This is a genomic window from Arthrobacter sp. UYCu723 (genome assembly GCF_054059215.1).
Genome location: NZ_JBSSBW010000001.1, coordinates 1372004 through 1384739 on the forward strand (window position 1 = coordinate 1372004; position 12736 = coordinate 1384739).

The window sequence follows — 12736 nt, forward strand, 5'->3', positions numbered from 1 at the left end:
CTTTCTAGTGGGCCACGGCGGCGGCGCCGTGTTCATCGATCAGGGCGCCGGTTTCGAAGCGCTCGAGTGCAAAGGGTTGGTTGAGGGTGTGCGGTGTTCCGGTGGCGATGGTGTGCGCGAACGTCATTCCGGCCGCCGGGGTGCCCTTGAATCCGCCGGTTCCCCAGCCGCAGTTGACGAACATGTTCTCCACCGGGGTGGTGCCGACGATGGGGGAGGCGTCGAGGGTGGTGTCCACGATCCCGCCCCAGGTCCGGAGCACATGGGCGCGGGCGAAGATCGGGAAAAGTTCGACGGCGGCTGCCATCTGGTGCTCGATGACGTGGAAGGAGCCGCGCTGGCCGTAGCCGTTGTAGGAGTCGACGCCGGCGCCCATGACCAGTTCGCCCTTGTGTGCCTGGGAGACGTAGACGTGGACGTGGTTGGACATGACCACGGTGGGGTGGACGGGTTCGTGCAGTTCAGACACGAGTGCCTGGAGCGGGTGGGATTGGATCGGCAGCCGGAAGCCGGCCATTTCGGCGAGGACCGAGCTGTGGCCGGCCGCGCAGAGACCGACCTTTTCGGTGTGGATGGTGCCGCGGCTGGTCTTGACACCCACTACGCGGTTCCCGTCCTTGAGGAAGCCGGTCACTTCGCAGTTCTGGATGATATCCACGCCGAGCTCGTCGCATTTACGGGCGAAGGCCCACGCGACGTGGTCGTGCTTGGCGATGCCGGCGCGGGGCTGGTAGGTGGCACCCATGACCGGGTAGCGGATGTTGTCGTTGATGTTCAGGATCGGGCAGAGTTCCTTGACCTGCTTGGGGTCCAGCCACTCGGCGTCCACGCCATTGAGCTTGTTGGCGCCGACCCGGCGCATGCTTTCGCGGACGTCGCCGAGGGTGTGGGCCAGGTTCATCACGCCGCGCTGGCTGAACAGGAAGTCGTATTCGAGTTCCTCCGGCAGGATTTCCCAGAGCTTCAGGGCGTGCTCGTAGATCGCCGCGCTCTCGTCCCAGAGGTAGTTGGAACGGATGATGGTGGTGTTCCGGGCCATGTTGCCGCCGGCGAGCCAGCCTTTTTCGAGGATGGCGATGTTGGTCATCCCGTGGTTTTTGGCCAGGTAGTAGGCGGTGGCGAGCCCGTGGCCGCCGCCGCCGACAATCACGGCGTCGTAAGAGGACTTGGGCTCGGGGTTGCGCCAGAGGAAGTCCGGGTGTTCCGGAAGCTGTTCCGTGGTCATTGTGCTGCTCCAATCAGTTCTGCCTCAAGCCCGGATGCCGCTGCCTTGCCGCCAAGGTGCGGGTACAGAGGGAATCGTGCCGCCAGGGAGGCCACGCGCCTGCGGAGGCCGGCGGCGGTTTCGTCGCTGAGTTCGTTGTCTGTTGCCGGTGAAATGAGTGCGGAGGCGATGATGTCAGCCACCTCCGTGAATTCCGGGGCGCCGAAGCCGCGGGTGGCCAGGGCGGGGGTGCCGATCCGCAGTCCGGAGGAGACCATGGGCGGGCGGGGGTCAAACGGAACGGCGTTGCGGTTGACGGTGATGCCGATCCGGTGCAACCTGTCCTCTGCCTGCTGTCCGTCCAGCTCCGAGTGCCGCAGGTCCACCAGGACCAGGTGCACATCGGTGCCGCCGTTGACCACGGAGATCCCGGCTGCGGCGACGTCATCGCGCAGGAGCCTTGACGCGAGAATGCGGGCACCCTCGAGGGTGCGCTCCTGGCGTTCCTTGAACTCGGCCGAGGCGGCGATTTTGAAGGCAACGGCTTTGGCCGCGATCACGTGTTCCAGCGGACCGCCCTGCTGGCCGGGGAACACGGCGCTGTTGATCTTGCGCGCATACTCCTCTCTGCTTAGGATCACCCCGCCGCGCGGGCCGCCGAGGGTCTTGTGCGTGGTGGTGGTGACGACGTCGGCATACGGCACCGGGTTCGGGTGCAGCCCGGCGGCGACGAGTCCGGCGAAGTGCGCCATGTCCACCATCAGGTAGGCTCCCACCAGATCCGCGATCCGGCGGAACTCCGCGAAGTCCAGCTGCCGGGAGTACGCCGACCAGCCGGCCACGATCATCTTGGGGCGGTGCTCGAGGGCCAGGGCCTCCACTTCCGCCATGTCCACCACGTGGTTGTGCTCGCTCACATGGTACGGGACCACGTTGTAGAGCTTGCCGGAGAAGTTGAGGCGCATGCCGTGGGTCAGGTGTCCGCCGTGCGCCAGCGAGAGCCCCATGATCGTGTCGCCCGGTTCCAGGAGGGCAAACATGGCCGCGGCGTTGGCCTGGGCGCCGGAGTGCGGTTGCACGTTGGCGGCCTCCGCGCCGAACAGGGCCTTCACCCGGTCGATCGCGAGCTGTTCGATCACGTCAACGTGCTCACAGCCGCCGTAGTAGCGCTTGCCCGGGTAGCCTTCCGCGTACTTGTTGGTCAGGACCGAACCCTGCGCCTCCATCACCGAAGCCGGGGCGAAATTCTCGGACGCGATCATCTCCAGCGTGGACTGCTGGCGGTCCAGCTCATGGTCAATGGCCCGGGCGACGTCGGCGTCGACGCTGGCCAGGGGTTCATTCAGGGTGCCCGTCATGGCGGCCTCTTTCGGTTCAAGGAAACAGATAGACGAATGCAACAGTGTTGCGTTGAATGCAACTCTAGATCGTGAGTGGTGTTGCGTCAATCACATTTTCTCCGGCGCGGAGTGTAAGCAGATTTGTTTTCCTGCTAATAGACAACCCTTGACTGTGTTCCAGCTCACGCATAATCTGATGCAACAGCGTTGCGTTCAATGCAACCCAAATTTTCATTGGTGGACATATGAGTAACGAACCAAACAAGGCGGTAACCATCCCGGACCCCAGCTCCCGGCGGGCTCCGGACCCCGCAGCTTCACAGCCGGCGGCCGGCGGCTCCGGCCCGGGTGAGGGACACTCCGCGGTCAGCAAGGACACTCGACGGCGAGTGGTCGCTGCCAGCTTCATCGGCAACTTCGTCGAGTGGTTTGACTACGCCGTCTACGGCTACCTGGCTGTCACAATCGCCGCAGTCTTTTTTCCCGAGTCCAATCCGCAGACAGGGCTTCTGCTGACCTTTGCCCTGTTCGCGATCTCGTTCATGGTGCGGCCGCTCGGCGGTTTCGTCTGGGGCCATATCGGTGACAAGGTCGGGCGGCGGACCGCCCTGTCACTGTCGATCCTGATCATGTCCGGGGCAACGTTCTGCATCGCCCTGATCCCCGGGTACGACACGATCGGCATCTGGGCTCCGATCCTGCTCCTGATCATCCGCGTCGCCCAGGGCTTCTCCGCCTCGGGTGAATACGCCGGCGCATCCGCTTTCCTGGTGGAATACGCCCCTGCCAACAAACGCGGACTCTACGCCGCCGTCGTTCCGGCCAGCACCGCCGCGGGCCTGCTGCTCGGCTCCCTCCTCGCGGGCCTGCTGACAGTCCTGCTCAGCACCGAGGCAATGCACAGCTGGGGGTGGCGTCTGCCGTTCCTGCTGGCCGCCCCGATGGGCCTGATCGGACGCTACATCCGCACCAAGCTGGAAGACACCCCGGTGTTCCGCGAACTGGCCGCCGAGGGCGAGGCCGTCAAGGCACCCGTGTCCAGTCTGTTCCGGAAACACTGGCGGCAGCTGCTTCTGGCCGTCGGAGCTGTGCTGCTCAACGCCGTCGGCTTCTACGTGATCCTCAGCTACATGCCAACCTATCTGTCCTCGGAACTGGGTCTCGGTGCAACCGAATCCTTCCTGGCCACAACGATCGCGCTGATCACTTACATCGGCTTCATCTTCCTGACCGGAATGCTCTCAGACCGCTACGGCCGCAAGAGGGTGCTCATCGCCGCATCCATCACGTTCATCGTGCTGACGGTGCCCGCCTTCGCTCTGCTGGGAACCGGGAACTTCCTGGTGATCGTCCTGGTCCAGATCCTGCTGGGCGCCATGCTCACCCTCAATGACGGAACACTGCCCAGCTTCCTGGCAGAAATGTTCCCCACACGTGTCCGCTACAGCGGCTTCGCGGTCAGCTTCAACCTCTCCAACGCGCTCTTCGGCGGAACCGCACCCTTCATGGCCACCCTCCTGATCGCCGCCACAGGCAACGATCTGGCTCCAGCCTTCTACCTGGTCGCGGCCGCAGTCATCTCCCTGATCGCCGTCGCACTCTCCCGTGAAACCAGCAAAGAACCACTGACCCACGAATAAACCAGTCCGCGCCAACTTTCCTGATGAAAAAGAACAGCACCGAAGAAAGGCATCACCATAATGACCAGCACAGCATCTGCCAACGCCTCGTCGATTTCCGAACTGGAGCGACTGAAAGTCCTGCACAACGGGCAGAAGGAAAAGCTGACCTTTTCAGACGCCGAGTTTGAACGCCGGCTGTCCGGCCTGCGCCGCATCATGGCGGAAAAGAGCCTGGACGCTGTCGTCCTGACCAGCTACCACTCCATCAAGTACTACTCCGACTTCCTCTTCACCTACTTCGGCCGCTCCTACGCCATGGTGGTCACCAAGGACGACACCGTGACAGTCACGGCCAACATCGACGCCGGCATGCCGTGGCGCCGCAGCTACGGCGACAACGTGGTCTACACGGACTGGCGCCGGGACAACTACATCTTCGCCATCCAGGAGGTGCTCCGCACCCGCGGCATCAACCCGCGCCGGATCGGCGTCGAGGACGATTCGCTCCCGCTGGACAACCGCAACAAGATCCAGGCAGCCTTTGAATCGGCCACCCTGGTCGACGTCGCGCAGGCGGCCATGCGCCAGCGGATGATCAAGTCGGCTGAGGAGATCGAGGTCATCAAGCACGGAGCCCGCATCGGTGACCTGGGCGGCGAGGCCATCCGCAACGCGATCACCGCCGGGATCACGGAATACGAGGTCGCCCTGATCGGCACCGAAGCCATGGTCCACGAAATCGCCCGGACCTTCCCGGACTCCGAAATCCGCGACACCTGGGTCTGGTTCCAGTCCGGCATCAACACCGACGGCGCCCACAACTGGGCCACCACCCGCAAGATCCAGGAACACGACATCCTGTCCCTGAACTGCTTCCCCATGACCTCCGGCTACTACACCGCACTGGAGCGCACCCTGTTCTACGGCGAACCCGACGCGCGCTCCCTGGAGCTGTGGAACATCAACGTGGAGGTCCACAAGCGCGGCCTCGAACTCATCAAGCCGGGCGCGGTCTGCAAGGACATCGCTGCGGAACTGAACGAGATCTACGTGGGCCACGGACTGCTTGCCAACCGGACCTTCGGCTACGGCCACTCCTTCGGCGTCCTCAGCCACTACTACGGCCGGGAGGCCGGGCTCGAGCTCCGCGAGGACATCGACACCGTGCTGGAACCGGGCATGGTGGTCTCCATGGAACCGATGATCACCGTCCTGGACGGCCAGCCGGGCGCCGGCGGCTACCGCGAGCACGACATCCTGGTGGTCGGTAACGACGGAGCCGAGAACATCACGAAGTTCCCCTTCGGCCCTGAATACAACATCATCGGCGCCTGACCGGCCCAACCCCCTGAAAGGGACGGACAGAGAAGCGGCGCCACGGTCAACGTGGCGCCGCTTCTCGGCCCTCATACGGAATGATGGTAGACACCATGACCCCAGCAGAATCTCCCGAGACCACCGGAAACGGCGACACCAAAGGCACCTCCGTCATCGTCAACGCCATCGCCGTGCTACGGACCTTCACCGCCGACGAGCCGCTGCTCGGCGTCACCGAGATCGCCAACCGGGTCGGTCTGCACAAGAGCACGGTTTCCCGGATCCTGGCCACCTTCGAACAGGAACACCTGGTGGAACGCGACCCGGAAACCCGCCGCTTCCGCCTCGGCCTGGGACTGATCGCCGTCGCCGGACCGCTGCTCGCCGAACTGGAAGAACGGCGCGTAGCCTACCCGGTCCTGCGCGAACTCACCGAACAAACCGGCGAAACCAGCGCCCTCATGGTGTGGAACGGCACCGAATCAATGTGCGTGGAACAAATCGCCAGCCACCACCAGATCAAACACACCACCCCGCTGGGCGCCCGGTACCAGGACGCCATGAGCGCCTCCGTCCAGGTCTTCCTGTCCGCCGAACCCGCCGAGCGCGTCCGTGCCCTACTCCGCAGCGGAACCATCACCTATCCGGGGCTGGACGATGCCAGCCTGGACGGCTACCAGATCAAACTCGGCGACATATCCCGCCGCGGCTGGGCCATCAACTACGGTGAATCCTCCATCGACGAAGTCGGCGTGGCCGCGCCCGTTTACGACCACCGCGGCGACATCGTAGCCGCCGTCCTCATCCCGGCCCCACGGTTCCGCGTTTCCCGCGAACGACTGCAAAGCCTCGGCGAGGCTTGCGCCGCCGCTGCGCACCAGGTCACCACGCGGCTGGGCGGAAACCCGGAACTCGCCAACCAAAGCCAGGGCTGAGGGCAGCCCCGGGCGGCGGCGAGGCTCAATGGGGGGTTACTCCTCAGACGAGCCGTGCGAGCAGGGTGGCTAAATGCAAGGCGGCCAGCCGTCCCGTTTCCCTGGGATCACCGCCGCAGAGCTCGAAGATCCGCCGCAGCCGCTGGTGCATCGACTGACGTTCCAGATGCAGCTCCCTCGCCGCCTGGGCGGTGTTGCAGCCGCAATCCAGCCACGTTTCCAGAGTCTCGAGCAGCCGCGAGTTGCGGCGTGCATCATGATCCAGGAGCGACCCCAGCTGCTGGCGCACAAAATTCCGCCGTTGATAGGGGTCCAGCGATTGAACGGCGAGCCGCTCCACGGCGAACGCCTCCGCGTCAACGACGGGATGGTGCGCGCCGCCAGTTTCGGAACGGGACTGTTCCCGGGAAGCGGCCAATTCCAGGGTGAGCTTGGCCTCGGACAGCGACCAGGGAGCATCCGAAACTCCGGCCACCAAGGGGCCAACAGCCGCGAGCGTTCTGGCCAGGACCGGGAGCTCCAACAGACCGGCTATAAGCTTTTGCCGGCTCTCGTCCGGATTGTCGCCGCCAAGGTTCGCCACCGCGAGAAGCTCAGCGTTGTCGACGTAAGTGGCGTGGGAGTGCGCCGCCCGGGCCAGCAACTGCTCCACCGACGTCCGCAACTGCTGAGAGGTATCTGACCGGACCACCACGGCCACCAGCGGGACGGACGCCGGGATTCCGGCTGCCGAGGCCAACTGCTGCAGCCGCCACGACTGGCTGCCTGAATCAATCGCGCGGATCAGGACAGCTACCGCAACCTCCCGGAGGCCGGGCGACATCCGTTGCAGCATGGCCAGGGCCAGGATATCCACCGAGCGTTTTCCGGCAGTGCGGGCAAGGTTTTCGTCCTCGTGCGCCGGGACCCGGAGCACCAGCTGCGCCGCAAGGATGCCGCGCACCGGCACGTCAATGTGGATCAGACCGGCGTGAACCTGGCCGGCGGGAGCTGAGCCGGCAATTTCATCGTCTTCGTCTTCGTCGGCGACGCCCGGCGTCGCGCTGGCGAGCGTTGCGCCCGCGAGGGAAACTAACGTCACTTCGGCATTGATGATGCCGGCGAGCACCGCCAGAATCCGGTCCAGGCTGCCTCCGTGCGCCAGTTCCACGGCCATCGCGTGGCTCGCCTCGTCCGCCCGCCGCAACTGGGCCACCGACTCGCTGACCAGTTTTGAGTTGATGGCCTGCATCACACCAACAAACGGCACCACTTTGCGGAGTTCGATTAGCGGAAGGCCGGCTGCCTCGGCGGCCGACACCATCGCGGACGGGAGCGAGGGGAGGGTGACGCCGGTTTCGATCGCCAGCGCGGCCACGCCCCGCTCTGCCAGCTGGCGGACGTACATGATCTGCCGTTCCTCGGAGACGTAAGCCAAAGCCTCGCCTCCCGTCAGCAGCAGCTCCCCGCCGTCAAGAAGGGGAGCGATGTCCAGAATTTCGCTGGAGTGGATCCAGCGGAGCTGGGTGCCGGCCGCTCTGCCGGCCGCGGCCCGGATGACGGGGTCAGCGACGGACAGCGTCGGGTGGTTCAGGACATCCTGAAGGCGTATTGTCATGACGCTCCGTCGCATAGAACAAGCATTGAATAGACACATTATATGTAGGTAGATGTGGTGCGTGCCACATAACCTTGAAGGACCTAAAACTCTCACGGAGGCTCCAATGCGTGAACAATCCCCGGCGATGCCCGCCGGTCCAGTGGTCAACGAGGACCACATAGACCACGAGGCCTGGCTCCAGCCCATTCCCGAATCCCAGCGGACCCGGAAAGTCTCCGGTCAATTCTGGATCTGGGCCGGCGCCAACCTCGCCCCGATCAACTGGGTACTCGGCGCCCTCGGCATCCACCTCGGCCTCGGATTCTCCGATACAGTCATCGTTCTGGTTCTGGGGAACCTGATCGGCATGCTGCTCTTCGGCTGCTTTGTGCTCCTCGGCCAAAAGACCGGGGCCACCGGCATGGTACTGGCCCGGGCCGCCTTCGGTCGGCAGGGGAACTACCTGCCGGCAGCCATCCAGGCACTGCTGGTCATCGGCTGGTGCGCCGTCAACACCTGGATCATCCTGGACCTCGTCATGGCACTCTTCGGCACCCTCGGCTGGGTGGACCCGACAGCCCACAACTATGCCTGGAAGATCGGCGTGGCCACCGCCATCATGGCCGCGCAGGTCGCTATCGCCTGGTTCGGCTACAAGGCGATCGCGGCGTTCGAAAAGTGGACGGTCCCGCCGACCATCATCATCCTCGCCGTGATGTCCGTCGTCGCCTGGTTCGGCATGAAGATCAACTGGACCTACGCCGGCCCCGCCGGCAACATCCTCGAAGGCTCCGAACGGATCGCCGCGATGAGCGCAGTCATGACGGCCATCGGCATCGGCTGGGGCATCACCTGGTTCACCTACGCCGCCGACTACTCCCGCTTCGTCAGCACCGAAGTCCCCAAGCGCAAGCTCTACCTGGCCTCCGTGCTGGGCCAGTTCATCCCCGTCGTCTGGCTCGGAATTCTCGGCGCCAGCCTGGCCACCAACAGCGGTGAGATCGACCCCGGCAAGCTGATCGTACAGAACTTCGGCGTCATGGCACTCCCGGTGCTGCTGATGGTCCTGCACGGACCGATCGCCACCAACATCCTGAACATCTACACCTTCTCCGTAGCCACTCAGGCGCTGGACATCACCATCAGCCGCCGCAAGCTCAACCTGTTCGTCGGAGTCTTCTCCCTCGCAGCCGTCGTCTTCTTCATCTTCCAGGAAGACTTCGCCGCCGTCCTGGACGCCTGGCTGATCGGCCTCGTCGCCTGGGTAGCAGCCTGGGGCGGAGTCATGCTGGTCCACTACTTCTGGATCGAGAAGCGCTGGCCCGGCGACCCCACCCGGCTGTTCGACGCCGTCGGTACCAAGCGACTGCCCGGCGTGAACCCGGCCGGCATCGCATCCCTGCTGATCGGCATCTTCTCCACCTGGCTGTTCATGTACGGGCTGGTGCCGGCCATGCAGGGACCCATCGCCGTGGCCCTCGGCGGCTGGGACCTCTCCTGGCTCGCCGGCGGCCTGACCAGCGCCGCAGCCTACGCCATCATGGGACCCCGCTACCACCGCCATTACCTGCACCTGACCAGCGCCGACGCAACCACGGCACCGGCCCCGGCCCGCACCATCGCCGGCGCCTGATACTCGGCGGCAACCGGCGCTATTTCCACACTGTACTTAACGAGGAGCACCACCAGCATGGACAAGTCAGTATTTCTGGAAGACATGGATGCTTTCGCCTACCGCGAAGTCCTGGCGTCCGGGGACGCGATCGTCCTCATTCCCGTCGGGTCCCTGGAGCAGCACGGTCCACACCTTCCGCTGGGAACGGACACCATCCTGTCATCCCACTTCGCGGAGGGTGTTGCCCGGCGGCTGGGTGGACTTGTTGCCCAGCCGATCGCGTACGGGTACAAATCGCAGCAGAAGTCCGGCGGAGGCAACCACCTCTCCGGTACGACCAGCCTGGACGGCGCCACCCTTACCGGCGTGGCCCGCAACCTGGTCAAGTCCTTCCTCAATCAGGGCGTCCGGCACGTGGTATTCATCAACGGCCACTTCGAGAACTACCAGTTCCTGTTCGAGGGAATCGATCTTGCCCTTGAGGAATTGGGCATCAAGCCCGGGGCAGAGCAGAGCGTGCTGCTGCTGTCGTATTGGGACTTCGTCAGCGAGGACACGCTGGGGCAGGTCTATCCCGGTGGCTTCCCGGGCTGGGACATCGAGCACGGCGGGGTCCTGGAAACTTCGCTCATGCTCCACCTCGAACCGGCCCAGGTAGCCATTGACAGCCTGGTCGACGGCCCTGCCGCGGTCCTGCCGCGCTTCGACAGGCTCCCGGTGGTGCCGGAGCGGACACCCGCCACCGGTTGCCTCTCATCGGCTGCGGGCTCCAGCGCAGCCAAGGGCGGGCTGCTGTACGGACAGGTCGTCGAAGATCTGGCCGTCGACCTCGCAAGTGAACTGCTCAGTGAGCCCGCGACTGCAGTCGTTCCGGCGTAGGCGGGACCCGAACCAACAGAGAGCACGATTCACACAGTAAAACTCAGGCGCCGCGGGATACTTTCCCGCGGCGCCTTTCCTGTCACGGGACTACGCCCATCGGATACCCAAGGGTGCACCCAGGCCAGGATACGGCCGACAGGACGAGACTCTACCGGCCTACGGACACCGGTGGAAGACCTGCACCGGCTGCGGAGTCAGCGAGGTGCGGGCCAGCTACCTCATGCATTCAGCAATGCTTCCACCAAAACGCTCAAAACCCACCACCAACGACACGCCCAGCCACTAGCAGCCCGGGCATCGCCCTTGAAGGGACACCATGGAACTGCTGTGGGAAATGGCCGGCGGGGCAGGCGCGGCTGCGATACTCGGCGCGTACTTAGCCTTGATCCACCGATCGGCAGCCGGTCCCGGGCGTAATTCCGGGCTGGCTGCGGTGAGGTGTTTGGGCATGGTGGATCATCCGGCCTCGCTGTCGGGGTGTTCCACTGGTGGTCCTGGTTGCGCCGTGTGGCTGGTTGGTGTGGGTTCAGGCCGGTTGTGGCGGCGGGTAGAGGTGCTCGAAGAGGCCCTGCCATGCTGTTTGCCAGGGCCAGGCTTCGGGGAGATGAAGCCGGATTTTCCGGGCGCTGGTGGCGATGCGGGCCGGGACGTGGATGAGTTTGCGGCGGATCGTGCCGGTCCGGGCCTTGCCGAAGGGGCCTGCGGCGAGGAGCCCGGCGGCGCGGGTGAGGTTATAGGCCATGACCGCGGCAACCAGCCAGGCGGAGTTCGCCGCGAAAACACCTGAGGGCATATGAGCCAGCGCACTGTCCTTCAGATCGGCGTTCACCTGCTCGATCTGAGCGTGTTTGCGGTGGGTTTGGTCCGCGGCGACAGTGTCCAGAACCTTGGCGTCCACGGTGGTGAAGAACGCGTGGTGCCGATGGGTTTCAAACAAGGTGGGTTGTCCGTCGCTGGCTTTCTTGTTCAGTTCCGGGATGCGGCGCACCACCAGCCGGCCGGTGACCTGCTCGGCCTTTTTCCGGGAGGAGAACGCGGTGAACACGGTTTCGGCGACCTCAGCCTTCGAGACCCAGGTGTTGGTGGTCTCGTCGAAGACCGCGTCGGTGTATTCGATCATTTCCCATGCCGTCTCCGGGATCCCGGCGATAGCCCGTTTGACGGCCGGGTCCATGCGCACGGTCACCGAGACCTCGGCCCCGCCGGCCAGCGCGGCGGAAACCGCTGCATGGCCATAGAAGGCCGAATCGAACCGGCAGAGCACCCGCCCGCGACTCTGCCCTCCGGTCTGGAGGCCTTTGAGCGTGGACAGGGCATCGGTGATCAGGCGTTTGGCTCCGCGGGCCGAGTTCGCCGCGCCCTTGCGCAGCCGCTGGGCCGCGATTACCGGGGCGGTGTCTTTGGTGGAGACCGTGGCCAGCAGGGCGTTCAGGCCGCGGACCCCGGAGTACCCGTAGCCGGAACCCTGCTTGGCGTAGCCGTGGACCTCGATGATCGTGTCGTCAACATCGACGAACACGAAGTCCTCCGCCCCGGGGCTCCCGAGCAGCGGGGCCCGGGTCCCCAGGCCGGCCAGGAAACGGGAGGCGACAGCGTCCAGTTGGCGCACGTGCCCGAACGTGAAGGACCGCAGGAACGAGCCCAGGGTCGAGGGCGCGTAGCAGGCGGTGAAGAGCCGCTTCATCCCGCCGTGGCGCAACAGGGTCATGTCATCAATCGAGTCTGCCCCGGCGACCATCCCGGCGACCAGGGAAGCGACTTTCAGCCCGGCGTTCGCGCCCTTATCCGTCGGCACCGTCAGCCAGTCCTGGGCGAGCTCGTGCAGCCCGGCGTCCCGGGCCAGCGTCATGACCGGCAGCAGCCCGGCAGCCGACACGAGATTGGGCTCGTCAAAGGAAACCGACACCGCGGATGGTTTGTGGGAAACTTGCATCTACGAGATGGCCTCTTTTCGGTGAAAAATGAGTTCTAGACAAACTTCATTTTCCTTGAAAAGGCGGCCATTCTCGGTTTAAAACGCCGACGTAGCCCCAATCAACATCGGTGGATCAAGGCTTAGTCGACGCCGGTGTTACCGTGCGTCTTGATTCCCTGTGCGTCCGCGCCGCAATGCCTGCTGCAGACTACAAGGATTTGCGTGCCTCGATTCCGTCCCGCGGCGCATGGATAACCTGGTCTGAGATCTAACCATCGTCATGCGGCAGAAAAGCACTTGGTCCGGACTCCCCTCAGGCATCGCTAC

9 protein-coding genes are annotated in these 12736 nt (G+C 64.6%); 5 read left to right on the forward strand and 4 right to left on the reverse strand.

Annotated features, from left to right (window positions below; translation table 11 throughout):
- Nucleotides 1-4: 4 nt before the first annotated feature.
- Together ACVWZ8_RS06350 and glyA are read right to left on the reverse strand one after the other, a co-directional pair.
- Nucleotides 5-1225 (reverse strand): sarcosine oxidase subunit beta family protein, encoded by a 1221-nt coding sequence (locus ACVWZ8_RS06350; protein WP_456504141.1) that lies wholly within the window; start codon nucleotides 1223-1225, stop codon nucleotides 5-7.
- Entirely contained in the window at nucleotides 1222-2562 is a 1341-nt protein-coding gene (glyA, locus tag ACVWZ8_RS06355; RefSeq protein WP_456504142.1) for a serine hydroxymethyltransferase, read from the reverse strand. Before glyA ends, ACVWZ8_RS06350 begins: the two co-directional genes overlap by 4 nt.
- 227 nt (nucleotides 2563-2789) lie before the next feature.
- Between glyA and ACVWZ8_RS06360 the strand changes: the two genes are divergently transcribed.
- The 3 genes from ACVWZ8_RS06360 to ACVWZ8_RS06370 all read left to right on the forward strand — a co-directional run bounded on the left by ACVWZ8_RS06360 (nucleotide 2790) and on the right by ACVWZ8_RS06370 (nucleotide 6418).
- Nucleotides 2790-4184 carry an MFS transporter gene (locus ACVWZ8_RS06360; protein ID WP_456504143.1) on the forward strand — a complete coding sequence of 465 codons (1395 nt, stop codon included), beginning with the start codon at nucleotides 2790-2792 and terminating at the stop codon, nucleotides 4182-4184.
- Nucleotides 4185-4244: 60 nt separating this feature from the next.
- Nucleotides 4245-5501, forward strand: a complete 1257-nt coding sequence (locus ACVWZ8_RS06365) for an aminopeptidase P family protein (protein ID WP_456504144.1) — start codon at nucleotides 4245-4247, stop codon at nucleotides 5499-5501.
- Nucleotides 5502-5596: 95 nt separating this feature from the next.
- Nucleotides 5597-6418, forward strand: coding sequence for an IclR family transcriptional regulator (locus ACVWZ8_RS06370; RefSeq protein WP_456504145.1), 822 nt, complete (start codon nucleotides 5597-5599; stop codon nucleotides 6416-6418).
- Between the two features lie 43 nt (nucleotides 6419-6461).
- On the opposite strand, the gene ACVWZ8_RS06375 is transcribed toward ACVWZ8_RS06370, so the two are convergent.
- Nucleotides 6462-8015 (reverse strand): PucR family transcriptional regulator, encoded by a 1554-nt coding sequence (locus tag ACVWZ8_RS06375; RefSeq protein ID WP_456504146.1) that lies wholly within the window; start codon nucleotides 8013-8015, stop codon nucleotides 6462-6464.
- 106 nt (nucleotides 8016-8121) lie between these two features.
- On the opposite strand from ACVWZ8_RS06375, the gene ACVWZ8_RS06380 reads away from it, so the two are divergent.
- Together ACVWZ8_RS06380 and ACVWZ8_RS06385 are read left to right on the forward strand one after the other, a co-directional pair.
- Entirely contained in the window at nucleotides 8122-9630 is a 1509-nt protein-coding gene (locus ACVWZ8_RS06380; protein ID WP_456504147.1) for a purine-cytosine permease family protein, read from the forward strand.
- Nucleotides 9631-9687: 57 nt separating this feature from the next.
- Nucleotides 9688-10491: a creatininase gene (locus tag ACVWZ8_RS06385; protein ID WP_456504148.1), complete on the forward strand. Its 804-nt coding sequence runs from the start codon at nucleotides 9688-9690 to the stop codon at nucleotides 10489-10491.
- A 529-nt stretch (nucleotides 10492-11020) separates the two neighbouring features.
- On the opposite strand, the gene ACVWZ8_RS06390 is transcribed toward ACVWZ8_RS06385, so the two are convergent.
- The gene (locus ACVWZ8_RS06390; RefSeq protein WP_456503408.1) at nucleotides 11021-12427 is read right to left on the reverse strand and encodes an IS1380 family transposase; all 1407 of its coding nucleotides are present in this window, start codon (nucleotides 12425-12427) and stop codon (nucleotides 11021-11023) included.
- Between the last annotated feature and the right edge of the window lie 309 nt (nucleotides 12428-12736).

Bases quoted from the DNA above. Each gene is read 5' to 3' on its own strand.
- ACVWZ8_RS06350 (WP_456504141.1), bottom strand. From the start codon at position 1,225: ATGACCACGGAACAGCTTCCGGAACACCCGGACTTCCTCTGGCGCAAC.
- glyA (WP_456504142.1), bottom strand. From the start codon at position 2,562: ATGACGGGCACCCTGAATGAACCCCTGGCCAGCGTCGACGCCGACGTC.
- ACVWZ8_RS06360 (WP_456504143.1), top strand. From the start codon at position 2,790: ATGAGTAACGAACCAAACAAGGCGGTAACCATCCCGGACCCCAGCTCC.
- ACVWZ8_RS06365 (WP_456504144.1), top strand. From the start codon at position 4,245: ATGACCAGCACAGCATCTGCCAACGCCTCGTCGATTTCCGAACTGGAG.
- ACVWZ8_RS06370 (WP_456504145.1), top strand. From the start codon at position 5,597: ATGACCCCAGCAGAATCTCCCGAGACCACCGGAAACGGCGACACCAAA.
- ACVWZ8_RS06375 (WP_456504146.1), bottom strand. From the start codon at position 8,015: ATGACAATACGCCTTCAGGATGTCCTGAACCACCCGACGCTGTCCGTC.
- ACVWZ8_RS06380 (WP_456504147.1), top strand. From the start codon at position 8,122: ATGCGTGAACAATCCCCGGCGATGCCCGCCGGTCCAGTGGTCAACGAG.
- ACVWZ8_RS06385 (WP_456504148.1), top strand. From the start codon at position 9,688: ATGGACAAGTCAGTATTTCTGGAAGACATGGATGCTTTCGCCTACCGC.
- ACVWZ8_RS06390 (WP_456503408.1), bottom strand. From the start codon at position 12,427: ATGCAAGTTTCCCACAAACCATCCGCGGTGTCGGTTTCCTTTGACGAG.